Origin of the sequence: Streptomyces alboflavus, from assembly GCF_000716675.1 — a bacterium.
In the GTDB taxonomy this organism is placed as follows: Bacteria; Actinomycetota; Actinomycetes; order Streptomycetales; family Streptomycetaceae; genus Streptomyces; species Streptomyces alboflavus.
In genome coordinates, this window is the sequence record NZ_JNXT01000059.1 from 21,758 (window position 1) to 47,845 (window position 26,088).

The 26,088-nt window shown below is 71.1% G+C and carries 19 protein-coding genes; 4 read left to right on the top strand and 15 right to left on the bottom strand.

Going from position 1 to position 26,088, the window contains the following annotated elements; genetic code table 11:
* Positions 1-29 precede the first annotated feature (29 nt).
* The 4 genes from OO63_RS33095 to OO63_RS33110 all read right to left on the bottom strand — a co-directional run bounded on the left by OO63_RS33095 (position 30) and on the right by OO63_RS33110 (position 4,930).
* On the bottom strand, positions 30-815 hold the full coding sequence (locus OO63_RS33095) for a response regulator (protein ID WP_234311085.1): 786 nt from the start codon (positions 813-815) through the stop codon (positions 30-32).
* The gene (locus OO63_RS33100) at positions 812-1,903 is read right to left on the bottom strand and encodes a sensor histidine kinase (RefSeq protein WP_234311086.1); all 1,092 of its coding nucleotides are present in this window, start codon (positions 1,901-1,903) and stop codon (positions 812-814) included. The genes OO63_RS33095 and OO63_RS33100 overlap by 4 nt, the downstream gene beginning before the upstream one ends.
* A 124-nt stretch (positions 1,904-2,027) precedes the next feature.
* The gene (locus OO63_RS33105) at positions 2,028-2,516 is read right to left on the bottom strand and encodes a DUF1453 family protein (RefSeq protein ID WP_030357359.1); all 489 of its coding nucleotides are present in this window, start codon (positions 2,514-2,516) and stop codon (positions 2,028-2,030) included.
* Positions 2,517-2,806: 290 nt separating this feature from the next.
* A complete protein-coding gene (locus OO63_RS33110; RefSeq protein WP_030357360.1) occupies positions 2,807-4,930 on the bottom strand; it encodes a DNA gyrase/topoisomerase IV subunit B in 2,124 nt (707 codons plus the stop codon).
* A 431-nt stretch (positions 4,931-5,361) separates the two neighbouring features.
* On the opposite strand from OO63_RS33110, the gene OO63_RS33115 reads away from it, so the two are divergent.
* Positions 5,362-5,592 (top strand): DUF7455 domain-containing protein, encoded by a 231-nt coding sequence (locus tag OO63_RS33115; protein ID WP_030357361.1) that lies wholly within the window; start codon positions 5,362-5,364, stop codon positions 5,590-5,592.
* Between the two features lie 239 nt (positions 5,593-5,831).
* Here OO63_RS33115 and OO63_RS33120 read toward each other — a convergent pair whose 3' ends face one another.
* The 7 genes from OO63_RS33120 to OO63_RS33150 form a co-directional block, all read right to left on the bottom strand.
* A complete protein-coding gene (locus OO63_RS33120; protein ID WP_030357362.1) occupies positions 5,832-6,662 on the bottom strand; it encodes a S1 family serine peptidase in 831 nt (276 codons plus the stop codon).
* Between the two features lie 140 nt (positions 6,663-6,802).
* Complete coding sequence (locus OO63_RS33125) at positions 6,803-8,350, bottom strand: RNA polymerase sigma factor (protein WP_030357363.1); 1,548 nt, start codon at positions 8,348-8,350, stop codon at positions 6,803-6,805.
* A gap of 670 nt (positions 8,351-9,020) precedes the next feature.
* On the bottom strand, positions 9,021-9,911 hold the full coding sequence (locus OO63_RS33130) for a FadR/GntR family transcriptional regulator (protein WP_078619518.1): 891 nt from the start codon (positions 9,909-9,911) through the stop codon (positions 9,021-9,023).
* Positions 9,912-10,073: 162 nt separating this feature from the next.
* Complete coding sequence (locus OO63_RS33135) at positions 10,074-12,314, bottom strand: ATP-binding cassette domain-containing protein (RefSeq protein WP_031192727.1); 2,241 nt, start codon at positions 12,312-12,314, stop codon at positions 10,074-10,076.
* Positions 12,315-12,530: 216 nt separating this feature from the next.
* Positions 12,531-13,292 carry an NUDIX hydrolase gene (locus tag OO63_RS33140; protein ID WP_030362786.1) on the bottom strand — a complete coding sequence of 254 codons (762 nt, stop codon included), beginning with the start codon at positions 13,290-13,292 and terminating at the stop codon, positions 12,531-12,533.
* 131 nt (positions 13,293-13,423) lie between these two features.
* Entirely contained in the window at positions 13,424-15,364 is a 1,941-nt protein-coding gene (locus OO63_RS33145) for a glycogen debranching N-terminal domain-containing protein (RefSeq protein WP_030362787.1), read from the bottom strand.
* 381 nt (positions 15,365-15,745) lie between these two features.
* Positions 15,746-17,689, bottom strand: a complete 1,944-nt coding sequence (locus tag OO63_RS33150) for a DUF4192 domain-containing protein (protein ID WP_234311412.1) — start codon at positions 17,687-17,689, stop codon at positions 15,746-15,748.
* A 133-nt stretch (positions 17,690-17,822) separates the two neighbouring features.
* Between OO63_RS33150 and OO63_RS33155 the strand changes: the two genes are divergently transcribed.
* Positions 17,823-20,009 (top strand): RecQ family ATP-dependent DNA helicase, encoded by a 2,187-nt coding sequence (locus OO63_RS33155; protein WP_030362789.1) that lies wholly within the window; start codon positions 17,823-17,825, stop codon positions 20,007-20,009.
* 213 nt (positions 20,010-20,222) lie between these two features.
* The gene (locus OO63_RS33160; protein WP_030362790.1) at positions 20,223-20,858 is read left to right on the top strand and encodes a hypothetical protein; all 636 of its coding nucleotides are present in this window, start codon (positions 20,223-20,225) and stop codon (positions 20,856-20,858) included.
* A gap of 316 nt (positions 20,859-21,174) precedes the next feature.
* Here the strand turns inward: OO63_RS33160 and OO63_RS33165 are convergent, their stop codons facing one another.
* From OO63_RS33165 to OO63_RS33175, 3 genes are all read right to left on the bottom strand, one after another.
* A complete protein-coding gene (locus OO63_RS33165; protein ID WP_030362791.1) occupies positions 21,175-21,846 on the bottom strand; it encodes a hypothetical protein in 672 nt (223 codons plus the stop codon).
* Between the two features lie 77 nt (positions 21,847-21,923).
* A complete protein-coding gene (locus OO63_RS33170; protein WP_030362792.1) occupies positions 21,924-22,625 on the bottom strand; it encodes a ribonuclease HII in 702 nt (233 codons plus the stop codon).
* Positions 22,626-22,733: 108 nt separating this feature from the next.
* Positions 22,734-23,348 carry a TetR/AcrR family transcriptional regulator gene (locus OO63_RS33175; protein ID WP_030362793.1) on the bottom strand — a complete coding sequence of 205 codons (615 nt, stop codon included), beginning with the start codon at positions 23,346-23,348 and terminating at the stop codon, positions 22,734-22,736.
* 126 nt (positions 23,349-23,474) lie between these two features.
* Between OO63_RS33175 and OO63_RS33180 the strand changes: the two genes are divergently transcribed.
* Positions 23,475-25,031: an MFS transporter gene (locus OO63_RS33180; RefSeq protein ID WP_030362794.1), complete on the top strand. Its 1,557-nt coding sequence runs from the start codon at positions 23,475-23,477 to the stop codon at positions 25,029-25,031.
* Between the two features lie 125 nt (positions 25,032-25,156).
* Here OO63_RS33180 and OO63_RS33185 read toward each other — a convergent pair whose 3' ends face one another.
* Complete coding sequence (locus OO63_RS33185; protein ID WP_030362795.1) at positions 25,157-26,083, bottom strand: ADP-ribosylglycohydrolase family protein; 927 nt, start codon at positions 26,081-26,083, stop codon at positions 25,157-25,159.
* Between the last annotated feature and the right edge of the window lie 5 nt (positions 26,084-26,088).

The following is a 26,088-nucleotide window of genomic DNA, read 5'->3' on the forward strand; positions in this document are numbered from 1 at the left end:
TCTTCACCCCATCAGGTGACGGAAGCCCCTCACCCCCGCGTTCTGCCCGGCGGCTGCGCGAGACCGTGCCGGTAGGCGTAACGCACCGCCTGCGCACGGTCCTTGAGCCCCGCCTTGGCGAAGAGGTTGTTGATGTGGGTCTTCACGGTGGCGGTGGAGACATGCAGCGCCCGCGCGATCTCCTGGTTGGTCATCCCTTCCGCGATCAGGGTGATCACCTCCGTCTCCCGCAGCGTCAGTCCGTCGGGCGGCTCCGCCGGGCGCGTGGCCTCCGCCGGCTCCGAAAGCCGCTCGAGGAGGCGCCGTTGGATCTTCGGCGAGAGCCCCGCGTCCCCCGAGAGCACGTCCTCGACGGCCCGCACGATCTCCTCCCCGCCCGCGTCCTTGGTGAGATAGCCCCGCGCCCCGGCCTTGAGCGCCGGGAAGAGCGACTCGTCGTCGGCGTACGTCGTGAGCACCACGACCTGCGTGCCCGGATACTGCGACCGGATCCGACGCGTGGCCTCCGCCCCGTCGCAGCGCGGCATCCGCAGGTCCATCAGGACCACGTCCGGCGCGAGTTCCGCGACGAGCCGCACCGCTTCCTCGCCGTCGCCCCCGGCCCCGACGACCTCGATGCCCGGCAGCAGCCCGAGGAGCATCACGATCCCCTCGCGCACCACGGTCTGATCGTCGACCACGACCACCCGCGCGGGCGGCCGACCCCCACCACCAGCGCCCCGGTCCCGCGGAACCACGCCCTCACCACCACTGCCCGTACCCCGCCGACCCGCGACACCAGCACCAGCCTCGGGTGACCCTTCGTCCATCGTCATCCCGGCACCTTCAACCGCACCGCGAAGCCTTCCTGTTCCGGCCCTGCCTCCAGCGAGCCGCCCAGCAGCTCGGCACGCTCGCGCATCCCCAGCAGACCGTACCCGGCTCCGGAAGCCGCGAGTTCGCCCGGCGAACCGCCCGAGTCCCGCACGTCCAGCGTCACCTCCCCCTCCCCGTACTCAAGGAGGACCGTCACCTTGGCCCCCCGCGCGTGCTTGCGCACGTTCGTCAACGCCTCCTGCGCCACTCGGCGCACCGCCTGGGACGCCTCCGCCGTCAGATCCCGCCGCTCCCCCGTGACCGCCACCGATGCCCGGTCCGACGCCGCCAGTTCCCGTAGGAAGTCCTCCACCGGCGTCATCTCACCACGCAGCGCGGACAGTGCCTGCCGGGTCTCGGCCAGTCCTTCCGAAGCCATGGACCGAGCTGCCACCACACGTCCGAGGATCTGCTGCCGCTCACCGCCACCCTCGATCAGCAGCCGGGCCGCCTCCAGGTGGACGAGCTGGGCGGACAGGCTGTGCGCCAGCACGTCGTGGATCTCCCGGGCGATCCGCCCCCGCTCGGCCAACGCTGCCGACTCGGCCTCGGCGACGCGCGCCGCACGCTCCTGGGCCAGCAACTGCTGGGCGTGCCCCCGAGCTTCCGCGTCCAGTCGCAGGACGTACCCAGCGAGGGCGATCCCCGCGGTCACCGCCGCCGTCGTCGGCCAGGGGTCCTCGTTCACCAGGGCGAACGCTCCGAGCGCCGCCCCGGTCGCGATCACAGCCGCTCCCAGGGGCAACCGCTCCAGCGACATGATGGCGGCGGCACACCACAGCACAGCCGCCGGAAGGTCGAAGCCGGTCGCATGGGCCGCGACGCCCACCGCCAGGACAAGGCCGAGCGATCCCAGCGACAGCCACAGTCGCTGCTCCAGCGTGGCGCGGAAGTACACCACGAGGGATGTCCCGCAGACGACGATGGCGACCAGTCCCAGCGCGATCCCCCAGCCCGGGAGCCCGCTTCGGAAGAGGGTGCTCCAGAGCAGCAGACCGATGAACACCGCGCGCACGAGCCGACTGAGCAGCCGTCGGGGGCGCGTCATCCTCTCGCTGGACAGGGCCTCTCGCGACGGCCAGCGCGTCCAGGTGTCAAGCGTGCCGGACACCCCGTTCCCACGGGGAGCCCCGTCGCCGGCGGGGTCCGTCCCCATCAGTGCGGGCATTTTGTCACCGTACGCCGCCGGCCAGGGCCGGCGCCGGGCGCAGGGCCTGGGCCCGCAGTTCCAGGATGCCCGCGCGCACCAGCAACGACGCGGCGAGGGCGACCAGGAGCGCGCCGGTGCCCTGGTGGATGCCGATGAGGAGGCCTATCCCCATGAGCCCGAGCCGGGCGGCTATGCCGACGGCCCAGACGACGGCGGTGGACTTGGTGCCGCGGGTCCACACGGAACCGTCCGGCTCGGTCCAGACCCGGCTGGTCCAGGCCCAGGCTGCGCCCATCAACAGTCCCACGGCGATCTCACCGCCGAGCAGCACGAGGGAGGCCGTCTCGTGCTGGGTGTCGATGACACCGGAGCCCCCGAGGCCGAAGTATCCGAGCACGACAGGGATCAGCCACCAGCGCTTGGAGTCGGTCATGCGCTGCGGCTGCGTCTGGCGTCTGACGACGAGAGCGACTGCGGCAAGGATGAGCAGCGCGTTGGCAAACCCGGGCATCACGGCCTCCGATGGCATGCGCGGACGAAGAAGAGCGATGAAGAAGTACGCCTTCGACGCTACGGAATCAGCCTGGTCAGAGGATCGGAGCTGGGGTGGATCATGGGTGGACCGGGTGTCTCCACCCACGGGTGGAGCTACCCGTCGCGAGGGCCTCCGGCCGCGCAGACACGGGTGCCCCGCGTGCTCCGGACACCCTGACGAGGGCGCCCCAGCGCACACGGGGCACTACTGCGTGCAAGATCGCGTTCAAGCACGCACCCATGGTCGAGCACGCGCCCGCAGGGACCTCACGCGTCGATGCGCGAGCGGTCCAGGGTCGCCGCCGAGCTCGTGATGAACTCCTTGCGCGGCGCGACCTCGTTGCCCATGAGCAGGTCGAAGACCTGTTCCGCCGACTCGAGGTCGGAGATGTTGATCCGGCGCAGCGTGCGGTAGCGGGGGTCCATCGTCGTCTCGGCCAGTTGGTCGGCGTCCATCTCGCCCAGGCCCTTGTAGCGCTGGATGGAGTCCTTGTACCGCACGCCCTTGCGCTCGAACTCGAGGAGGGTGTCGCGCAGCTCGCGGTCCGAGTACGTGTAGACGTACTTGTCCTGGCCCTTCTTGGGCTGGACCAGCTCGATCCGGTGCAGCGGCGGCACGGCGGCGAACACACGGCCCGCCTCGACCATGGGCCGCATGTAGCGCTGGAACAGGGTCAGGAGCAGGATGCGGATGTGCGCGCCGTCGACATCGGCGTCGACCAGCAGGATGATCTTGCCGTAGCGCGCCGCGTCGATGTCGAAGGTCCGGCCGGACCCGGCTCCTATGACCTGGATGATCGCGCCGCACTCGGCGTTCTTGAGCATGTCCGAGACCGAGGCCTTCTGGACGTTGAGGATCTTGCCGCGGATGGGCAGCAGGGCCTGGAACTCGGAGTTCCGGGCGAGCTTGGCGGTGCCGAGGGCGGAGTCTCCCTCGACGATGAACAGCTCGCTGCGGTCGACGTCGTCGCTGCGGCAGTCGGCGAGCTTCGCGGGCAGCGAGGAGGACTCCAGGGCGGTCTTCCGACGCTGGGCGTCCTTGTGCTGGCGGGCCGCGATGCGTGTGCGGGCGGCGGCGACGGCCTTCTCCATCACGGAGCGCGCCTGCGCCTTCGCGTCACGCTTGGTGGAGGTCAGGAACGCCTTGAGCTCCTTGGCGATGACGTTGGCGACGATGCGGTTGGCCGCCGACGTGCCGAGGACCTCCTTCGTCTGACCTTCGAACTGCGGCTCCGCTAGGCGCACGGTGACGACGGCGGTGAGGCCTTCCAGGGCGTCGTCCTTGACGATGTCGTCCTCGGCGACGCGCAGCAGCTTCTGCGCGCGCAGCGCCTCGTTCATCGTCTTCGTGAGCGACCGCTCGAAGCCGGTCACGTGCGTGCCGCCCTTGGGGGTGGCGATGATGTTGACGAACGACCTGACCGTCGTGTCGTACCCGGTGCCCCAGCGCAGCGCGACATCCACGCCGAGCTCCCGCGTGACCTCGGTCGGCGTCATCTGGCCGTGGTCGTCGAGGACGGGCACGGTCTCCTTGAAGGTGCCCTGGCCGGAGAAGCGGAGGACGTCACAGACGGCCTTGTCCTGCGCCAGGTACTCGCAGAACTCGCTGATTCCGCCGTCGAAGCGGAAGGATTCCTCGCCCTTCGTGCCGCCCTCGCCGAGGCCGAACTCGTCCCGCACGACGATGGTCAGTCCGGGCACCAGGAAGGCGGTCTGGCGGGCGCGCTGATGCAGGTTCTCCAGGCTGAGCCTGGCGTCCTTGAGGAAGATCTGGCGGTCGGCCCAGTAGCGCACGCGCGTGCCGGTGCGGGTCTTGGGGATCTTCTTGACCTTGCTCAGCCGTGCCGCCGGGTCGAACGCCGCGTCCGCGCCGGGCTTGGCGAAGGCTCCGGGGACACCGCGCCGGAAGCTGATGGCGTGCGTGTGCCCGGCGCGGTCCACCTCGACGTCCAGACGGGCCGAGAGGGCGTTCACCACAGAGGCGCCCACGCCGTGCAGGCCGCCGGAGGCCGCGTACGAACCGCCGCCGAACTTGCCGCCCGCGTGCAGCTTGGTCATGACGACCTCGACTCCGGAGAGCCCGGTCTTGGGCTCGACGTCGACCGGGATGCCGCGGCCGTTGTCCCGGACCTCCACGGAGGCGTCGTCGTGGAGGATGACCTCGATGTGGTCGCAGTACCCGCCCAGGGCCTCGTCGACGGAGTTGTCGATGATCTCCCAGAGGCAGTGCATCAGACCGCGGCTGTCCGTCGACCCGATGTACATGCCCGGACGCTTGCGGACGGCTTCGAGCCCCTCCAGGACGAGAAGGTGCCGCGCGGTGTAGTTGGAACCGTCCCGGTCTGCTCCGGTCAGCAACGCTGTGGACGGCACGGACGTCTCGGCGGTCACGCGGTTCGCTCCTCGCTGAATTTCAAGGGAGGCCCTTTGGGGTAAGGGCCCGGCTTCTACTGCCCGTCAGAGGGTACCGAGGCCTGGTAGAGCCGTTGTCACGCCACCCTCGACTCGGCCCAGACTAGTCCAGAAGCGCACGCGTGTTCGATCGCTCGATGGAGTGAAGCACACATCACGTTCCCTTCCAGGCATGAACCATTTAGGCTCCGGGCACGTCCTCATGAACAACCGGCAAGCCAGCCGGCGAGGACCTGACCTGACAGACAGCGCGAAACCGTACGACAGCAATACGGCACATTCGCCGCCAACCGGCAGCAGACAGCCACCCCGAATGAAAAATTCGAGGAAAAGCCACGAGCGGGAACGTTTTCGGCCTGGTTGGATGTTGACCCTGGTACGACAGCTCGTCGAGCTAGAGAAGAGGCGACGTGACTACTGTTCTGACCCCCGCGAGCCCCCTGACGGCCGCTGACCGCTGCGACCGCTGCGGCGCACAGGCGTACCTGCGCGTCGTCCTGTTGAGCGGCGGTGAACTGCTCTTCTGCGCCCACCACGGTCGCAAGTTCGAGCCGGAACTCAAGAAGATCGCCGCCGAGATACAGGATGAGACGGAGCGCCTGACGGCTGTGCCGGCCAGCTCATCCGAAGAGGAACGCTGAAGCCTCGCACGACGACGAGCGAGCGCCGGACCACCAGACCGGCGACCGGGCGGCTGCCCCTGTAACCCCAGGGGCAGCCGCCCGCTCACATTCCTCAGGACGCCCGACAGCCCGCGCTCCCCGGCCGACCGGGACTCTGTGCCGTACCGGTGCCCCAGGAGCGCGTGCGGGCCGCCCAGAGCCGCGCACGGCCCGTCCGCGCGGAGCCCGGAACTCAGGGCCCCGCGCGGTCCGTCCGCTCACTGACCCTGGTTCATCACCCGCACGACGTCCGAGATCCGTGTGTACACCCCCGGGCTGCCCGCCCGGCCGCAGCCGTCCCCCCACGACACCAGGCCGATGAGCCTCCCTCGCGCGACCAGCGGCCCACCGCTGTCGCCTTGGCAGGCATCCCGGCCCCCCTGAGGCTCCCCCGCGCACACCATGGAGGCGCGCGTGTACGTGCCGTCAGCACTGCCGGGGTACGCCTCCTCGCACACCTTGTCCGCGAGGACCGTGACCTGGGCGGCGCGCAGCGACCGGGCGTAGTCGCCCCGCCCCGTGGTGTCACCCCAGCCGTACACGGTGGCGCTCGTACCGGGGTCGTAGGCGGCGTCTCCGGCGCGCGCCGTCCCGATCACATGGCTCTGCGGCAGCGGCTGCGCCAGGGTCAGCACCGCGAAGTCACCGGCGTTGGTGTAGCTGTCGTAGTCGCGGTTGACCCGCACGCGGCTCACGGAGATCTCACTGCCCGCGTTCGTGGCCAGGTCCTCACGGTCGGCGATGACCTTGAGGTCCCGTACCTCACCGAGGGCCACACCGAGGACTTCCTCGCGCATGCAGTGCGCCGCGGTGAGGACCGTCGAGCGCGCGATCGCGACACCACCGCAGAACTGGCCCGACCTCGTACCCCCGAACCGGTCACGGCTCGCAAGGGCCACCGTCCAGGGGCTGTCGGCCACCCGCACCGGCTGGCCTCCGATGATGACGCTGTCGGCCTCGGCGGGGGCCGTGGCCGCCAGGGGCAGCGCCGCTGCCGCTGCCCCCAGGACCAGCGCTGAGGCCAGCGATCGGGCGATGGGACGACGCATGCGATCTCCTCACTCCGGGTTGCAATCGCACACCCAGAGTCAGCCACCGTCCCATGCCCCGCACGTGCGCCACGCGGGCAGGCGAAAGGCCCGGAGTCCCGTGCGGGTCTCCGGGCCTTTCTGTGGCACTGTGCCGCGGCTCAGTCCAGGTAGTCGCGCAGGACCTGCGAGCGCGACGGGTGGCGCAGCTTCGACATCGTCTTCGACTCGATCTGGCGGATGCGCTCGCGCGTCACTCCGTAGACCTTGCCGATCTCGTCGAGGGTCTTCGGCTGACCGTCGGTGAGACCGAATCGCATCGAGACGACGCCCGCCTCGCGCTCCGACAGGGTGTCGAGCACGGAGTGGAGCTGCTCCTGGAGGAGCGTGAAGCTGACCGCGTCGGCCGGGACGACGGCTTCGGAGTCCTCGATGAGGTCACCGAACTCGCTGTCGCCGTCCTCGCCCAGCGGCGTGTGCAGGGAGATGGGCTCGCGGCCGTACTTCTGGACCTCGATGACCTTCTCCGGGGTCATGTCGAGTTCCTTGGCCAGCTCCTCCGGGGTGGGCTCGCGGCCCAGGTCCTGGAGCATCTGGCGCTGCACGCGCGCGAGCTTGTTGATGACCTCGACCATGTGCACCGGGATACGGATGGTGCGGGCCTGGTCGGCCATGGCGCGGGTGATGGCCTGACGGATCCACCAGGTGGCGTACGTGGAGAACTTGTAGCCCTTGGTGTAGTCGAACTTCTCGACCGCGCGGATCAGACCGAGGTTGCCCTCCTGGATGAGGTCCAGGAAGAGCATGCCGCGGCCGGTGTAGCGCTTGGCCAGGGAGACCACGAGGCGGAGGTTGGCCTCCAGGAGGTGGTTCTTGGCGCGGCGGCCGTCCTCGGCGATGATCTCCAGCTCGCGCTTGAGCTTCGGCGCGAGCTTGTCCGCGTTGGCCAGCTTGTCCTCGGCGAACAGGCCCGCCTCGATGCGCTTGGCGAGCTCGACCTCCTGCTCGGCGTTGAGCAGGGGGACCTTGCCGATCTGCTTCAGGTAGTCCTTGACCGGGTCGGCGGTGGCACCCGCGGCGGCGACCTGCTGTGCGGGCGCGTCGTCCTCGTCCTCGTCGGAGAGCACGAAGCCCTGCGCGCCCTCCTCCGCGGGCTCGCCCTCGCCGGGCTTGCCGGCGGCGGGCGTCTCCTCGGTGGCCTCCTCGTCCAGGAGCTCACCGGCTTCCTTCTTGGAGGTGGTCTTCTTGGCCGCCGTCTTCTTGGCGGTGGTCTTCTTGGCGACGGCCTTCTTGGCGGTCGTCTTCTTGGCAGCGGCCTTCTTGGCCGTACCGTCCTCGGCGGCTTCGGCGGCGACCGGCTTCTCGGGCGCGGCCGCGGTGGTGGCCGGCTTCGCCGTGGCGGTCTTGGCCGCGACCGTCTTGGTCGCGGTGCGCTTGGCCGGGCTCTTCGCTGCGACGCTCTTGCGGGGGCGCTTCGGCTCCGCGGCACTGACCATCAGCGTCACACCCTCTTCCTCGAGGATCTGGTTGAGGCTGCGCAGAACGTTCTTCCACTGAGTGGCCGGGATCTGGTCAGCTTCGAAGGCACGACGAACGTCGTCGCCGGCGATCTGCCCATCAGCCTTTCCCCGCTCGATGAGCGCCATGACAGAGACGGATTCGGCGATCTCCGGCGGGAGCGTACGGGATGTGCTGGCCGACACGAACAACCTCTCGGAACGTTGGAAAACGGCTTCCGGCCCCGTCCACTGTGGACCGGAGCCGACGACCGACGGCTGGGGATTTGGGCCGACGGCGCGGGCGGGGCCGTGGAGCTCGGACAGCGCCGTGAACGACGGCTGTATTCCCTCCTCGGCTATCACCTCTTAGGTCATCGCGCTGTTCGTAGGAGCGTTACGCCCAATCTACGTGGCCCGAGTCACACCCCGTAAGCGCTCAAAAGCAGCTAGATGCGGTCAGAAGCGACGAGAGTTCCGTCATCCTCCAGTCGGATGCGCACGTCGCGTTCGTCGTGATGCGCGTCCGTCGGCGCCCTCACGGCCGCATCAACATTCCTCGTCACGCATCAACATCCTTCGACGTCCGTCGGCTCCCTTGGGGTGTACGCCGACGTCTCTCCGTGTCGCCAGCGTCCTTCAGCCCGGACCGCGACGCCACCCGGGCGCCGGGCTCACGGTCGCCGTCCACGTACGAAGTCATCGTCTTCCCCCTGAGTACGAAGCCCTCGCATGACCTCCCATCGCTCGTGCCATCCCCCGCCGCTGCCGCCGGACCCGCCCTGCCCCTGAGGGGTGCGGGAGTCCGGCGACGCGGGCGGCATAAGGCAGCGAAACGATGCTGCGGGGGCGGGCACGGGCTGCCGTACTGACGCGGGAGGGGTCAGTGCTCGCGGGGAGCGGGCACCACGCGCTCCACTTCCGGGTGGACGGTGAGCAGCTGCCGCATGGCGGACTCGGCACCGGCTCCGTCGCCCGCGGCGAGGGCGTCGACGATCCGGGAGTGGTGCACCAGGGAGGCCTCGGTCGGGCGGTCACAGCCGGTGACGGGCCCTCCGGAGACGTGGAGTGCGGCGGAGACGATGCCGGAGAGGTGCTCCAGCATGCGGTTGCCCGCGACCTGGATGAGCAGCGAGTGGAACTCGGCGTCCGCGCGGGAGAAGGTGATCGAGTCACCCTGGGCCAGCGCGTGGCCCATGATCTCCACCATGTCGGCGAGCCGCTGCTGCACCTCCTCGCGGCCGTGCCCGGCGGCGAGGCGGGCCGCCAGGGGCTCGATCGTCCAGCGGAGCTCACTGAGTTCGCGCCGCTGGTCGTCGCGCTGCGGGCCGAACGCCCGCCATTCGATGATGTCCGGGTCGAGCAGGTTCCAGTCGCTGACCGGGCGGACGCGCGTGCCGACGTTCGGGCGGGCGCTGACGAGGCCTTTGGCCTCCAGTACGCGCAGCGATTCACGGACGACGGTGCGGGAGACCTCGAACCGCTGGCCGATCTCCTCCGGGACCAGGGGCCGGTCGGCTCCGAGGTCTCCGGAGACGATCATCTGGCCCAGCTGCTGGACCAGTTGGCCATGCAGCCCGCGGCCGCGGTTGCCTGCGGCTCGTCGGCCCACGCGGCCCAGGTCCTGGTCCGCGCCGTCCCACACGGGAGCGACCACGCGGTCGGCGCCGGGAGCCTCCGCGTAGGGGTAGCGGTCGAGTTCGCCCGCCGGGCCGGCGAGGCCGGCGTCTGCGGAGCGGGCGGTGGTCATCATGGTGTGCGCAAGGGTACTCACGGATGAGTTGTCGGCTTGGCCCTCAAGTCCCTTGAGGTCTTTGGTGAAAAGCACACGAAAGGGTGATCGCTTACCTCGCTCCAATTGACGCGTTATCGGAAAGAAGTGGCCGCCGCCCGGAGAGTTGCGCGCAACGCAGGAACGAAAGGCAGCAGATTGCGGTCAGCTCGCCCTGTTTCGCGTCGCGGTCAGCAGATAAGCGCAGAGCAGGGCGGTGACGGACAACGCCAGTGCGCCGCCCACGGGTTGGGCAACCATCCGGAGTCCCCCGGCCAGATACCGCTCGACTCCGAAGGGCCATTCCACGAGTGCGAGCTGCCGCAATCGCCCTGGCAGACCGACCGCCGATCGCACAGACGGGCCCGCCAGCCCCTTTTGTACGAGGGGTACAACGACAATCGGAACGGCGACGACAGCGGCGAGCCCGGCAGTGGTGGACCGGAACACACCGGCCGCCAGAACCCCCGCCCAAGCACAGCCGATCATAAAGGTGATCCAACTCGTACTCACGGAAAGCCAGTCAGCGGGAACTTCGGTGAGCTCCGGTCCGTATACGAGGTGGAGCACGGCGGCGTCGCAGCCCACGGTGAGCACGGCCAGGAGCAGAGCGGTGACCGCGGCGACCACGAGCTTCGCGGCGAGCAGACCGAGACGGCGCGGGACGGTGCCTCGGTCCGTCGCGAGGGCGGGATGGCGGAACTCCTCGCCGAAGGCGAGTGCGCCGAGAAGCCCGGCACCAAGGGCCGCGGGCGGCAGCGGAAGTTCGGTGGGCCAGGCCGCGAGCAGCCGGGGCTGCGGTGTGTGGCCCGTGCGACCGAGGAAGACGCACAGCAGTGCGGATACGGCGAGGACGGCGGCCACCGTGAGGTGTCCGGTACCGATTCCGGTGGCGCGGCACAGTTCGTAGCGCAGGGGACGCAGGGGGCTGCGAGCCGCGTGGACGGCGATGGGGGGTGGCAGGGGGGACACGGGGGGTGGTGGAGGCTGGGGCGGGGCTGGGGACGGGGATGCATGCGGGCTCTGGGGGTGAGGCTTCGGTGATGTCCGTGTGGGGGTCAGGTCGGCGGGCGGCTCGCCGCCGTCCAGTGGGCGGAGCGGGACGAGCGGGTGGAGTGGGGCGAGTCGGGGTGAGGGCTCAGGGGGGCGTCCGGGCTCATCCCGGGGCTCACCCGTTGGCTCATCCCGCGGCTCATCCATTGGCTCGCTCCAGGGCTCGGCGGCGGGCGACCCGGCTCTCAGAGTGGGCTCCGCCTCTGCGCCTGGATCCGCCGGGGGCTCGTGCTCAGGCTCCGCGTCGGGCCGGACGAGGTCGGCGTACTTCCGTTCCTCAGGCAGGAGTTGAACCGTCGGTGCCGGTTCCGGCAAGGTCACGGGCGGGAGGGTGACGGTCGACGCGTCAGTGACGTCTGGCGGGGCGGTGTCAGCACCACACGGGTTGCGCGGAGTGCTCTTAGTGGATACGCCGGGCGCGCGCTCCGGCGCCGCCACCTCGGGCTCCGCCTCAGGAGCCAACCCACGACCTGCCGACGCCCCCGCGTCCCCGATCTCGTCCGCGAGGCGATGAACGAGAATGCCGTGCCGGAACGCGGTCTCGCCCACATCCGCGCAGGTGCTGCCGTACACCGAAAGCCTGTTGCCGTCCTCCTCCACCACCTCCACGGGCCTGCGGCGTGCCCGTGCTTCCTTCGTCAGCAGGGCGGCCAGGCGCGCGGCATGCGGCGTGCGGACAGCCACGCGGGGGCGCAGCCGGGTGCGGGCGAACTCCCCCGCCTCCTGATCGGCGGTGACGCGTCCGGCTTCGAGCGTGACGACCCGGTCAGCGGTTCGCGCGGCCTCCTTGGAGTCGCTGGTGGAGTACAGGACGGTGCCGCCTCGGGCCGCGTGCGCCCGCAGGAAGCCGTGCAGCCAGGCGCCCTCCCGGGCGGAAAGGCCGTCGGCGGGACCGTCCAGGACGAGCGTGTGCGGGTCGGCGAGCAAGGCGCAGGCCAGCGCGAGCCTGCGATCCATGCCGCGCGAGAGGGTGCCGAGTGACTGTCCGCGAAGGCTGACGAGCCCGACGGCCTCCAGTACGTCGTCGGCACGCAGCACGGGCACACCAACAGCGGCGCAGAGCATCCGCAGGTGGCCCCGCACCGAGCGAGCCGGATGACCTGGCACTTCGCCGAGCAGCACACCCACTTCCCGGGAGGGATGGGCGATGCGGTGCAGAGGGCGGCCTCTGAAGTAGGTGACCCCGCGGCCCTGTTGGAGTTCGAGCATCAACCTGAGCACCGTCGTCTTGCCCGCGTCGGCCGCGCCGAGCAGCGCGGTGACACGGCCCGTGCGCGCCTCGAAGGACACGTCGTCGACAGCGGGCGGGAGCTCCTTGCGACTCTTGCTGGTCAGTCCGATGGCCTGGATCATCGCTTCTCTCGCGGGACGTGCGACCGCTCGGCGGCCGGGGCGAGTCCGCCGAATCGGGGACGGACGAACCCCGTGGGTACCGCAGCAAGATAACGCGACATTTCCGGCTTTTCGCTCAGGGCGTGGGCCGCGGGTGTCAACCGCGGTGCCCGAGGCGCCGAATGACGCACCCCGATCGCGCAGCCAGGAGCGGCACTACGCGACCGAGAGGCGCCCTCAGACGTCGGGGCGCAGCATCGGCGGGTTGAGGAGCGTGGCGCCGCCTGCCCGGAAAAGCTGTGCGGGCCGCCCGCCCTGGCGGGTCGTCGTACCGCCGGTGGGGACGAGGAAGCCCGGCGTGCCCGTCACCTTGCGGTGGAAGTTACGCGGGTCGAGCGCCACACCCCACACGGCTTCGTAGACCCGGCGCAGCTCACCGACCGTGAACTCGGGCGGGCAGAACGCCGTGGCAAGAGAGGAGTACTCGATCTTCGAACGGGCGCGCTCCACTCCGTCGGAGAGGATCTGCGCGTGGTCGAACGCGAGGGGCGTCGCCTGTTCCCCCTCGCGGCCGTACCCGCCCTGGGCGAGCAGGGCGTCGACCGGCGCCCAGCGCGCGCTGTTCGCGTCACCGCCCGCTCTGGGCGCGGGCAGGTCGGGTGCGAGCGCGAGGTGCGCGACGCTGACCACCCGCATGCGCGGATCGCGCTTGGGGTCGCCGTAGGTGGCCAGCTGCTCCAAGTGCGCCCCATTGGCCTGAACCGGGCTGTCAGGATCATGGGCGCACAGCCCCGTCTCCTCGATCAGTTCCCGCGCCGCCGCAGACGACAGGTCCTCATCGGGCCGCACGAACCCGCCGGGCAGCGCCCAACGTCCCTGGAACGGTGACTCACCGCGACGTACGGCCAGCGCGCACAGCGCGTGGCGACGCACGGTCAGCACGACCAGATCGACGGTGACAGCAAAGGGCGGGAAGGCCGACGGGTCGTAGGGCGACATGCCGCGATCATAGTCGTCTGCTTGACGATAAACACCTCCTACGCCAGCTCCCGCAACATCTACTTCCGGCCCCGATTCCTGGGATCCGCGCCCGTGGCCCGCCGCGCCCTCCGCACCGCCGCCCAGCGCTCTCACACCCCCAACTGCAGCCGGTCAGCCGCTTCCTCGACCATGGCGAGCCCGAGCCTGCTCACCCGGACCGAGAACGGGGCTTCCGCGACACGCAGCCCCGTCAGCCCGAGCTCGCCCAGCGGGGCGCTGCGCACGGGGTTCAGCGTGACCGTGCCAGCAGGGGCGTCCGGACGGATTCCGGCGAGCACCGTCAGGAGCTGTACCCCGGCTGCCGCGGTCATGGCCGCCGGGCGGCATGCCGCAGGGTGCGGCAGTGGCGCGCCGCCCTCCGCGCGTTGCTCGCTCGCGTACATCTCGGGCAGGCGGTGGCCGAAGGTCTCGGCCGCGGCGAGCACTCCGCGCAGCAGCGACCCCGCTTCCTTCTCGTACCCCGCAGCGGCGAGCCCCGCGACCGCGACGGCCGTCTCGTGCACACGCACCGCCCCGCTCCGGTGCCCGAACGGGTTGTACGCGGCCTCCTTCACGCCCATGCTCCGCAGCCCCCAGCCCGAGTCCATGGCGGGGCCGCCGAACAGCCTGGCGACCTGTTCCGTCTGCACCTTGTCGAGCAAGCCGGGAGCGAGCTCCCCGGATCCGAGCAGCCCTGTGTCCAGGAGGTGGGCCGCGCTCCCGGTGAGGTACGGAACCAGTCGGCCGTCTGGCAACCGCGCCGCCGCAGGCCTGCCGCCCGCCCGGTCCGCCGCCCAGAACTCTTTGCGGAACCGGCCGCGCAGCCGCCCCGCCCACTCCCTGAGCTCGCCACCGCCCGCACGTCCATGGGCGTCGAGCAGGTCCGCGCCGAGCAGCGCCGCACGGTGGGCGTGGGCCTGGGTCTCGCAGCGAGCTGGGCCGCCGGGGTGGGGGTCCGGGAGGAAATCGCTGTCGTCGACGGCACTGAGGAGCCACCGCAGGCACCGCTCCGCGGGCGGCAGCAACTCCTCCACGTCCGCCTCCGGCGTCCCCCAGCGCCAGGCCTCGGCCAGCAGCACGGGGAACAGCAGCGTGGCTTCGATGCCCGTGCAGCCGGGAGGCAGCAGCGGTCCCGCGTTGCGCATCGGCCCCGGGATCATGCCTGCCCGCGGCCCCGGTGTGCCGATCTGGCTGCGGGCGAGGGTGCGCAGCGTGCCGACGGCGAGCCTGGTGCCGAGCGGCAGGGCCATCCGGGCGGCCATGAGCGCCTCGGCGGGCGCGAGACCACACCGCCAGGGCGCCCCTGCTGCCACGTACACGTCGGTCGGATACGCGGGGTCCCGCAGCAGCAGTGCCCTCAGGTCCGCCGTGGACGTCTCCAGGAGCCGACCCACCGTCGGCTCGTCGCCGACCGCCCGGACCGGTGACAGCGGGCTGCTCGCACCGTGCCCCACCGGGCGCACCGGCCCACCACCGTCCGGGCGGACCCGCAGCTCCACGCTCTGGCTGCCTCCCGGGGGCAGCTGCACCTCCCAGCGGAGCAGTCCGGCGGAGGCCAGCGCGTCCTTGGGTGCCGGAACGGCGGTGACCACGCAGTGGCCCTTGCCCGAGGACCAACGCATGCCGGAGTCGTGCACGCTGGCCGGCAGTTCCGGGCCGGCTCTGCCCGAGGCGACCGCGCCCAGTTCCGCGAGGTCCGTGCCGAGCGACACCTCGACGGGCAGCCTGAGGGGACGGCTGGCCGCGCTGTGCAGGGTGATCCGCTCCGTGCCGTCGGCGTGCCGGGTCCGCTCCACGACGACGTCCGGATCCGGCCCGCCTTCGGTGGACGGCAGGACGGTGGCGACGAAGCGGGCGCTGTCGGCCGAGAGCATCCGTGCCTGTACGGCGACCGGTTCCCGCCCGGCCACCCGCACCTGGCAGCGCGACAGCATGCGCCGCCCCGAGCGGTAGAACCCTTCGAGCCCACGGCCGTTCAGTTGCCCTTGGTCGGTGGACACCGCCAGCGCCGGCAGCGCAACGCAGACCAGCGAGGCGTGCACAGGCGGCAGCGCGCCTGGGCGGCGTGAAACGGGGCCGGGGTCCTGTCCGACGGGTGGGCGCCGGGCAGCGGTGGCGGGCAGGCGGATGCTGTTGTCCTGCCCGCCATCGGATCTCTTGGGCCTGCCGGAGAGACCGGACAGGCCGGAGGCAGGAGACGGAGCGGGAACGTGCATGGGGCGGCCTCTTCTGCGTTGTCTGCGCTGCGGAGACTCGGTCGCGGTGCAGCGGCGCGACCCGGACGTGGGTACCGCCACTCAGGTGAACGGGCCCGGGCCGCCCCAAGTCACGCACGCGCCTCAGGAAGCCGCCCATACGGCGGCGCACCGCCGCGACGGCCATTCCGGCTCGCGCCCGTACAGGTCGCCGTACGCGGCGCCCGTCCCCCGAGTTCACCTGCCGTTCCTCGTCTCACGCCGGCCCGCGGGCCGCCGGTGCCGCGGCCCCGCCCCTGCGCTGCCGCCCGGACGTGTCCCACGGGTGGTGGAGCAGCGAGCACGGCGCCGACCAGGGGACGTCGAGCCGACGCCTGCGTCAGCCCTCGGTTCACCTGCCACCACGGCGTCGGAAGCCGCGTCGGGGGCGGCACCTGATCCCGCGGCGGAGGCGGCGGGAGCGGCGGAGGCGGCGGGAGCGGCGGAGGCGGCGGGAGCTGCGGGAGCGGCGGGAGCTGCGGGAGCTGCGGGAGCTGCGGGAGCGGGGGCCGAGACGGCTGCGTCGGCGGGGGCCGGAGCAGATGCGCTCAACCGATCCGCATCTCCAGGAAGTTCGACACCTCCTCGAGGCTCGGGAATCTCGTCGAGGGCAGCGGCGTGATCGGCACCGAGTCCGTCTGCACTGAGCCGGTCGAAGGGTCCGGCGCCACGCACAGCCGTGGTGTCGGTGATGTCATCGGACGTGCCGGGGCTGTCAAGGGCACCCACGCCCTCAACAACCGCACCACTCCGGCCGCCTGCCAGGTCGACGATCGGGACTCCCGAGTCGACCGGAACCTCCGCGCCAGCCGGGGCCTCCGCGCCGACCGGGGCCTCCAGGTCGATGAGTTCCTCCGGGGCGAGCGGGATCTCGGGGTCGTCCGACTCGCGCTCGGCCCGCTCGCGACGCAGGACGCGGCGAATCGGCTCCGGGTCCTCGTCCGCGCCGCAGGCGGGGTAGAGCAGCAGCGCGAAGGTGTAGTGCGGGTCGGCTTTGAGCGCCATGGTCAACGCCTCCTGGCCCTCGATGAGGTCACCCAGAGACCAGGCGACCCAACCGGCCAGGGCCAGTGGCGCCGCCGCGTGCTCGTGGAACGGGCCGACGCAGCGGCGTGCGAGCGCCCGCCAGAGCCTGAGGGCGGGTTTCGCTTCCGCCCCCTCCATCCACTCCGCCGCCCGGTCCCGGGTCGTGCGGTCCTGGATGCCGAGGATAAGGGCAGCGGCCTCGTCATGGGCCAGCAGCTCGTCGTCCTGGAGGTCCGCGGCCAGCGGGTCGCCCTTCGCGGGCGCCTCAGCGAGACGGGCCATGACGCGACGGGCGAGGTCGATCGTCTCGTCGGAGACATCGGCGTGGCCGCCCTCGTCCAGGATCCTGGGCACGAGCGCGATGGCCGCCCCGTGCAGCGCGCTCTCCTGAGCGGCCGCGGCGTCGGTCCGCCAGGGCGTGAGTCGCGCTCGCAGCTTCCCCTGGTCGAGGCCCACAAGGCGGCCCGAATACGCGGTGGCCGCGGCCAGGACCGACGTGCCCGCGGGAAGCAGCCGCGTCCCCTCCGGCGGGCAGCACCGCTGGTCAGGGCAGCAGTACGTCCAGAAGCGCCCGTCCGAGATGCAGACGACCTCCAGGACCGGGACGTCGAGACCGCCGCAGGCGGTCCGCAGAGCCTGAGCCAGCGGCCGCAGGCGCTCCACGACCTGCCGCCCGGAATTTCCGGAGGCGCCTTCTGCCTCTCCTCGGCGGGGCTGCCCGGAGGTGTCCCCCGCGGACCCTCCCGGCTCCTGGCAGAGGAAGGCGACGACGCCGTCCGGTCGGGCCTCGCGCCGTTCGCAGCCGCTCACGAGACACTGCGCGAGTTGCTCCGCGACGGCCGGCCAGTCCTCCGCACGCGTCGGAATACCGAGGCGCGCCCGGCCGCCGAACCGTCCGCTACGGCCGTGCAGTGCGATGAGGACGACGCTGTTCTCGGGCCTGAAGCCGAGCAAGTACGGCAAGGCGTCGGCCAGTTCGGCGGGAGTGCGCAGGGTGACCACGGACTCGGCGACGGAGTCCGCGCTCGCATCTTCGACGGGCGCTTCGATCGTGCCCTCAGTCGGGCCGTCGGTCGTGCCCTCGGTCGGATCGGCTGATTCGCTGTGATTCGTCATGCGCCGACTCTGCACCGGATCCCATCATTCCGGTTGACCCTGTGGATAACCATGATCAGGGGCACCTCAAGAGTTATCCACAGACTGGCGGACTCGTTCACCCGATGTCGTACCCATCAGGTTGCATGGGGCCATGAGCAACGAAGACCTGCGCACGGCGGCCGACGCCGTCCTCGCCCGCCTCGTCGGCGGCCCCTCCCCCGATTCCGGCGGGGCGCCGCCGGGCGGCCCTCGGCTGCGCGAGGACCAGTGGCGCGCAATCGAGGCACTGGTCGCCGAGAAGCGCCGGGCGCTCGTCGTGCAGCGAACGGGCTGGGGCAAGTCCGCCGTGTACTTCGTCGCGACGGCACTGCTGCGGGAGCGGGGCAGCGGCCCCACCGTGATCGTCTCTCCGCTGCTCGCGCTCATGCGGAATCAGGTGGAGTCGGCCGAGCGCGCCGGGATCCGAGCCCGCACGATCAACTCGTCCAACACGGAAGAGTGGGACACCATCCAGGCCGAGGTGGCGGCGGGCGAGGTGGACGTCCTGCTGGTGAGCCCGGAGCGGCTCAACAACCCGGACTTCCGCGATCAGGTCCTGCCGAAGCTGGCCGCGGCCACGGGCCTGCTCGTGGTTGACGAGGCCCACTGCATCTCGGACTGGGGACACGACTTCCGCCCCGACTACCGCAGGCTGCGCACCATGCTGGCCGACCTTCCGCCCGGCGTCCCGGTCCTGGCCACGACAGCGACGGCCAACGCCCGCGTGACGGCCGACGTCGCCGACCAGCTCGGCACCGGCGGCGGATCGGACGCCCTCGTCCTGCGCGGCGCGCTCGACCGGGAGAGCCTGAGCCTCGGCGTGCTCCAACTGCCCAACGCGGCACACCGGCTGGCCTGGCTCGCCGACCACCTCGACGAGCTTCCGGGCTCCGGAATCATCTACACCCTCACCGTGGCCGCCGCCGAGGAAGTGACGGCGTACCTGCGCCATCGCGGGCACACGGTCACCTCGTACACCGGCAAGACGGAGAACGCGGACCGGCAGCAAGCCGAGGAGGACCTGCTCGCCAACCGGGTCAAGGCTCTCGTCGCCACCTCCGCCCTGGGGATGGGCTTCGACAAGCCGGACCTCGGCTTCGTCGTCCACCTCGGCTCGCCGTCCTCACCGATCGCCTATTACCAGCAGGTGGGCCGAGCGGGCCGCGGCGTCGCCCACGCGGAAGTCCTGCTGCTTCCGGGCAAGGAGGACACGGCGATCTGGAACTACTTCGCCTCGCTCGCCTTCCCGCCGGAGGAGCAGGTGCGGCGCACCCTGGACGTGCTGGCGCAGGCCGACCGCCCCATGTCGCTTCCGGCTCTTGAGCCTCTCGTCGAGCTGCGCAGGTCACGCCTCGAGACGATGCTCAAGGTCCTCGATGTCGACGGCGCGGTCCGGCGTGTGCAGGGAGGCTGGATCTCCACGGGCAGGCCGTGGACGTACGACACCGAGCGCTACGCCTGGGTGGCCAAGCAGCGGCAGGCGGAGCAGCAGGCCATGCGGGAGTACGCGACTACGGCCGGCTGCCGCATGGAGTTCCTGCGGCGTCAGCTCGACGACGAGGAGGCCGCGCCGTGCGGGCGCTGTGACAACTGCGCCGGCGGGCGGTTCAGCGACAACGTGTCGTCCGCGGCACTGGAGACGGCACGCGGCGAGCTCGCCCGCCCGGGTGTCGAGGTCGAGCCGAGGAAGATGTGGCCCACGGGTCTGGCGGCCGTGGGGATGACGCTCAAGGGACGCATCCCGGCCGGCGAACTGGCCGCACCCGGACGGGCCCTGGGCCGGCTGTCGGACATCGGCTGGGGCAACCGACTGCGGCCGATGCTCGCGCCCCAGGCTCCGGACGGGCCAGTTCCGGACGATGTGGCGAAGGCCGTCGTGGAAGTGCTGGCCGACTGGGCGAAGGGGCCGGGCGGCTGGGCCTCGGGAAGCTCCGACGCTGGGCCGCGTCCGGTGGGAGTGGTGACCATGGCCTCGCGCTCGAAGCCGCAGCTGATCCAGTCCCTGGGCGCGCGGATCGCGGAGATCGGGCGCCTGCCGCTGCTCGGCTCCCTGGAGTACGTCGACGGGGCCGAGACCGCGCACGTGCCGAGGAGCAACAGCGCCCAGCGGCTGCGAGCCCTGGACGGCACGCTGACCCTGCCGCCCGCGCTGGCCTCGGCCCTCCAGGAGGCGGACGGGCCCGTGCTCCTGGTGGACGACTCGACGGAGACCGGCTGGACGCTCGCCGTGGGAGCGCGGATGTTGCGCCGAGCCGGAGCCAAGGGGGTGTTGCCGCTGGTCCTGGCCGTACAGGGGTGAAGCGGGCTTGGGCGAGGGACGCTCTGGGCAGGGATATGCGAGACGTATCACCGGATACAGGGCGACGGCTTCAATTGCTCGTTGCCGCAAGCCAGTACGACGGGAAGAATTGGAAGCGCTCCCGCGCGGCCCCCGTGGTCCAGTAGGGCTCTGCCGTGGTGCGCCCCAGTCCGACGCCGCCCTCCGCAGGGGCGTGTAGCCGAAGGGAGGAACGTGACCTTCGGATTCACACCGTCCACAGCGGCATCGACGACGGATCCATCGGCCGCCGCCGCGATACCCGATCCCGCTCAGTCGCCCACCCGTCTGCTTGAGCCCGCCGAGTGGTCGGCCGCCGAGATCCCGCTGCTTCGGAACCCTCGCGAGGTCGTCAGTGGCCTGCACACCCGCCACCGGCCCACTCCGGCCACGGCGGTGGTCGCCGTCCTCGACCAGGAGGAACGGGTCAGGGCGTCCGCGTCGTTCGCGAGGCGGTCGAGCGTCGCCGACGGCTGGGTGTTCCGCAATGCCCTGCTCGCGCAGTTGCGCCGGGTCATCCCGCACGATCTGCGCCGCCGCACCCCGGTGCGTACGGCCGTGTTGCTCTACTGCCGGGACGGGGACGGGCTGTGGACGCCGGAGGACGGCGCGTGGATGTGGGGCCTGCGGGACGCGTGCACGCTGCACGGGCTGCGCTGCGGGGCGTACATCACGCTGACCCGGGAGGGCTGGCAGGTGCTCGGCGAAGGCCGCGCGGGCCGTCGGCCGAGCGCCGGTTCGCGTCCCGAGGACCTCGCCGAGGTCGAGACACCTCCGCCGCGCATGGGTGGCGTGGCGTCGGAGTTGTTACGTCGCGTCGCCGCTCGCTGAGACGTCGTAGGGACTGGACCGTCCCAGGGCGGGACGGGTAGGTGCCCGCCGGACGCCGCCTCGCACCGAGCGCCCCTCATGCACCCGCTACCGCCGCGGGCAACCCACGGCGCAGGCGCCAGCCGCCACCACGCACCACGCACCACGCACCACGCACCACGCACCACGCACCACGCACCACGCACCACGCACCACGCACCACGCACCACGCACCACGCACGTGCAGCGCGCGGCCACGCAGGTGGCCGCAGCCCAGCGCGACGTGGCGCGCGGCGCCGCGGCGCGAGGCCGCGGCGTGGCCCGCCGGACGGGAGCGTCAGACGCCCGCGCCCAGCATCGCGTTGATCCGCTGCGGGTCGCCGCAGACGACCAGCAGGGTTCCGGCCCGGGTGAGCGCCGTCGGCAGGGCCGCGACGGCGACCTCTTCGCTGCCGCCGTTCAGGGCCACGACGACCACGGGGCGAGCCTTGGCGCGGGGCAGGGCGGCGGCGTCGGCGTAGAAGACGTCGTCGCCTGCGTCGTGCTGGGCCCAGTAGGCGGCGTCGCCGAAGGACAGCTCGTGCGTCGCCCACGGGTGCGGTTCGCCGGTGGTGATCACCAGGACGTCACCCGGGGCGCGGCCCGAGTCGAGCAGCAGGTCGACGGCTTCCTCGGCGGCGTCCAGCGCGCCCTCGGACGAGGCCGGGATCAGCTGGATCTGCGGGAGCGCCGCGGCGGCGTCGACGGCGGAAGCTTCGGGGGCAGCCGGAGCCGTGGGCTCCGGCGTGGGGGCCAGGGCGGTGGGCCCGGGCTTGACGGCCGGTTCGCGCGTCGCGCGCTGCGCGGGCGGCGTCGGCCGTGCGGGACCCGGACGTCCGGGCCGCGGCGGCGCCGCGGGACGCGGGCCGGGTACGGGGCGGGGGGTCGGCGCGGTACGGCTGCTGGCCGGCGTGGCGCGGGGACCCTGGGCACTCTCGTGAATCTGAGGCTCCTCGGGAATGAGAGGCATGCGTTGTTGTCTATCAAACGCCGATGCGACACGCGTCGGCGGGTGGCACATGAGTGCGACCGGAACTGCGGAAAACATCAGAAGTCAAAGCCGAGCTGGCCCTCGATTTCCGGAACGTTTCCCTCCGCCCAGCTGCGGGCTTTCTTGAGATGCCGCCACTGGGGCAGCGCATCAAGATACGCCCACGTAAGCCGGTGGTAGGGGGTGGGCCCCCGTTCCGCCAGCGCGGCCTTGTGCACCGGCGACGGATAACCGGCGTTGGCCGCAAAACCGAAGTCTGCATGTTCGATGCCCAGTTCGGCCATCATTTTGTCGCGCCGAACCTTGGCGATCACCGATGCGGCGGCGACGGCCACGCAGGACTGGTCGCCCTTGATGACCGTACGGACCCGCCACGGCGCCCCGAGGTAGTCGTGCTTCCCGTCGAGAATGACCGCCTCCGGACGGACCGGAAGGGCCTCGAGGGCCCGGACCGCGGCCAGCCGCAGCGCGGCCGTCATGCCCAGGTCATCGATCTCCTCGTGCGAGGCGTGACCGAGGGCGTGCGCCGTGACCCAGCCCTCCAGCTCGTCGGCGAGCTCGGCTCGCCGCTTGGGGCTGATCAGCTTGGAGTCGGTGAGCCCTGCGGGCGGCCTGCGCAGTCCCGTCACCGCCGCACAGACAGTGACCGGTCCCGCCCACGCCCCGCGTCCGACTTCGTCGACACCGGCGACGATCTTCGCTCCGGTGGTGGCGCGCAGGGAGCGCTCGACGGTGTGGGTGGGTGCTTCGTACGGCATGGCGCCAGACAGCGTACGCCGCCGATGACCACTCGCGACACCCCGGTTCGCCGAGCTCTGTCCGGTTTCACGCCGACGCCCCGCGCGTGCGCCTCGGCCACCCCCGCGCTACACGCGCAGCAGCGGCACCATGACCTGGTCGATCAGGCTGATGAATTCCTCGTCCGTCCATTCGCTCCCGCACACCTTGGAGCGATACATCATCATCGCCGGAATCACATCGCAGACGAATGGATCCGTCGCTCCGGAACGCACCTCTCCGCGCTCCATTCCGCGCCGCATGACCTCTCTGATGAGTTCCACACTCGGTTCGATGACACCTTCGACGATCACTCCATGGAAACGCTCCGCGGTTGCCGTGTCGCACTCGTGAAGAACAGCCATGAGCGCATAGCCGGGGCGTGACGTCATGGCCGTACGCATCTGACGGCACAGTTGCAGCAGGTCCTCCCGGACGCTTCCGTGATCCGGAACGCCCACCAGGTCCGGCAGCCCGGCCTGCAGCGCGTCCACGACGAGGTCCTCCTTGGACGGCCAGCGCCGGTACACCGCGGCCTTGCCCGTCTGGGCACCCGCGGCCACGCCCTCCATCGTCAGCCCGCTCCAGCCGACCGTACTGAGCTGCTCCAGCGCGGACTCAAGAATCGCGCGCTCCAGCACGGGGCCTCGGCGGCGCGAGGAGACCGCCTGCGTGGAGGCAGCCGTCCAACGCGAAGTAACCATCTACACATCTCCGTTGAGCAATCAAGGCAGTTCCAGTGAACGCTTGCGTTCACTGTCAGGGTTTCACTACCGTAGACCGCGACAGTGAACGTATGCGTTCACTAACGCACTTGTGGGGGACCCATAGTGACAACCTCTCAGTTAAATCAAGATCAGAAGCCAGGTGCGGCCCGCCGAGAAGGCCGACCCGGCATAGCGCTCACCATCATCGCTGCCTGTCAACTCATGGTGGTCCTGGACGCGACGATTGTGAACATCGCGCTCCCGCACATTCAGGACGCGCTCAAGTTCTCCACGACAGACCTCACTTGGGTCGTGAGTGCGTACACCCTCACCTTCGGCGGCCTGCTGCTTCTCGGTGGCCGCGCCGGTGACATCCTCGGTCGCCGACGGGTCTTCATGACCGGCATCCTGCTCTTCACCCTCGCCTCGCTGCTCGGCGGATTCGCCCAGGAGCCCTGGCAGTTGCTGGCGGCACGCGCCCTGCAGGGCGTCGGTGGCGCGATCGCGTCGCCCACGTCACTCGCGTTGATCACGACGACGTTCCCCGAAGGCCCCGAACGGAATCGCGCGTTCGGTGTCTTCGCAGCCGTATCCGCCGGTGGCGGCGCGATCGGCCTGCTGGCGGGCGGCATGCTCACCGAGTGGCTGGACTGGCGCTGGGTGCTGTTCGTGAACGTGCCCATCGGCGTGCTGATCGCCTTCCTCACCCCGCTCTACATCAGTGAGTCCGAGCGCCATCCCGGCCGGTTCGACTTCGTGGGCGCGCTGACCTCGACCGCCGGCATGGCCGCGCTCGTCTACGGCTTCATCCGGGCCTCCGAGGACGGCTGGCGCGACGGTCTGACCCTGGGGTCCTTCGGCGCGGCGGTCGTGCTGCTCGCCGCCTTCGTCCTGATCGAGAGCCGGGCGAAGGAACCGATCACACCACTGAAGATGTTCGCCGACCGCAACCGGTCGGGCACCTACGTGATCATGCTCAGCCTGGCCGCCGCCATGTTCGGCATGTTCTTCTTCATCGTGCTCTTCGTCCAGAACGTGTTGAGCTACACCCCCATCGAAGCCGGCCTCGCCTTCCTCCCTGTGACGGTCGCGATCGTGATCGGCGCGGGTCTGTCGCAGCGGTTCCTGCCGGTTCTCGGGCCCAAGCCGTTCATGGTGACCGGCTCCGCCATCGTCGCCCTCGGCCTTGGGTGGCAGACGTTCATCACTCCGGACAGCTCGTACGTCAGCGGGGTCCTCGGGCCGATGGTCCTGTTCGGCTTCGGCATGGGTCTCAACTTCGTGACGCTCACACTGACCGCGGTGTCAGGCGTCGCGGTGCACGAGGCGGGAGCGGCGTCCGGACTGCTCAACGCGACGCAGCAGGTGGGCGGTTCGCTGGGCCTGTCCATCCTGACGACGGTCTTCGGCACGGCGAGCCGGGACGAGGCCAAGGAACAGGTCCCGGACTTCATGGCGAAGGCCTCGCCGGAGCAGAAGGCCGAGTTCGCCAAATCGGGAGAGCTTCCCGCTCCCTGGGGCCACGAGGTGCTGTCCACCGGCATCTCCACGGCCTTCCTGCCGGCTGTCGGCATGGCCGTACTCGCCCTGGTCACGGCCTTGCTCGTGATCCGGGTGCGCAAGAGCGACCTGGACGCACTCTCCGGTACGGCGAGCGCGGCAGGTCCAGCGGGGGGCTGACGGGGGCCGTGTGTGCCGGGCCGTTCGCGACGGCGAGACCGGCCCGGCACATACGTTGGTCAGCTCACCTCTGAGGGCGCGCGTCAGCGGTCCTCAGCGTACGAATCACCGGCCTGCTCCGGCCCTCAGGCAGCAGCCACCGGTACCCAGGCGGGCAGCGGCTCGGTCCGCTCCAGCCATGCGGCCGGAGGCGCCCCGTCGGCGTCAGCACCGGCACCGGCCCCCGCGGCGACGACCCCACCCACGATCGCGCACGTGGTGTCCATGTCACCACCCACCCGCACGGTCGCCCAGAAGCCCGTTTCGTAGTCGCCGAGCGCGCGTGCCGCAGACCACAGCGCGAACGGCACCGTGTCGTGCGCCGTCGTGCGGCGCCCGCACCCCAGCACCGCCGCCACCGTCCCGGCGTCCCCGTAGTCGAGCATGTCCCGGGCCCTGCGCAGCCCGGCGCCCACAGCGCTGCGAGGTACGAGATCGATGACCCCGTCGAGCAGCGCCTTGGGAGTCGGCGGCCCCGCGGGGTCGGCGGCCAGCGCGGCCGCGGCGGCCACCGCCATCGCCCCTACGACGGCCTCGCGATGCTGGTGGGTCGGGTAGGCCGAGATCTCCGCCTGGTGGGTCGCCTGCTCCGGGTCGTCGGCGTACCAGGCGCCGAGCGGAGCGATCCGCATGGACGCGCCGTTGCCCCATGACCCCTGCCCCTTGAACAGGGCGGAGGACAGCTCCCGCCAGTCCCCGCCGTCCCGGATCCGGCCGAGCAGCTGGTTCACGGCGGGGCCGTACCCCCGCTCGACGTGGTGGTGCTCGGCGAAGGAGCGGGCCAGCTCGTCCTGGTCGATCCTGCCGTGGGCGGCGAGGACGGACAGCACGGAGCAGGCCATCTCGGTGTCATCGGTCCAGGGCCAGGGGCCCTCGGGCAGCTCGCGCCGCTTGAGCAGTGGGTAGTGCGCGGGCTTGAAGAACTGGGAGCCCAGCGCGTCTCCCACCGCAAGACCACGCAGGCTGGCGAGGGCGCGGTCCAGGCGCTGGTCTGGAGAGAGGTCAGCGGTCATCGCCC

Excerpts from the sequence above, each read along its gene's own strand:
- OO63_RS33165 (WP_030362791.1), bottom strand. The coding sequence starts at position 21,846 with ATGCCTCTCATTCCCGAGGAGCCTCAGATTCACGAGAGTGCCCAGGGT.
- OO63_RS33185 (WP_030362795.1), bottom strand. The coding sequence starts at position 26,083 with ATGACCGCTGACCTCTCTCCAGACCAGCGCCTGGACCGCGCCCTCGCC.
- OO63_RS33100 (WP_234311086.1), bottom strand. The coding sequence starts at position 1,903 with ATGACGCGCCCCCGACGGCTGCTCAGTCGGCTCGTGCGCGCGGTGTTC.
- OO63_RS33150 (WP_234311412.1), bottom strand. The coding sequence starts at position 17,689 with ATGACGAATCACAGCGAATCAGCCGATCCGACCGAGGGCACGACCGAC.
- OO63_RS33140 (WP_030362786.1), bottom strand. The coding sequence starts at position 13,292 with ATGTCGCCCTACGACCCGTCGGCCTTCCCGCCCTTTGCTGTCACCGTC.
- OO63_RS33120 (WP_030357362.1), bottom strand. The coding sequence starts at position 6,662 with ATGCGTCGTCCCATCGCCCGATCGCTGGCCTCAGCGCTGGTCCTGGGG.
- OO63_RS33135 (WP_031192727.1), bottom strand. The coding sequence starts at position 12,314 with ATGATCCAGGCCATCGGACTGACCAGCAAGAGTCGCAAGGAGCTCCCG.
- OO63_RS33105 (WP_030357359.1), bottom strand. The coding sequence starts at position 2,516 with ATGCCCGGGTTTGCCAACGCGCTGCTCATCCTTGCCGCAGTCGCTCTC.
- OO63_RS33175 (WP_030362793.1), bottom strand. The coding sequence starts at position 23,348 with ATGGTTACTTCGCGTTGGACGGCTGCCTCCACGCAGGCGGTCTCCTCG.
- OO63_RS33170 (WP_030362792.1), bottom strand. The coding sequence starts at position 22,625 with ATGCCGTACGAAGCACCCACCCACACCGTCGAGCGCTCCCTGCGCGCC.
- OO63_RS33155 (WP_030362789.1), top strand. The coding sequence starts at position 17,823 with ATGAGCAACGAAGACCTGCGCACGGCGGCCGACGCCGTCCTCGCCCGC.
- OO63_RS33095 (WP_234311085.1), bottom strand. The coding sequence starts at position 815 with ATGACGATGGACGAAGGGTCACCCGAGGCTGGTGCTGGTGTCGCGGGT.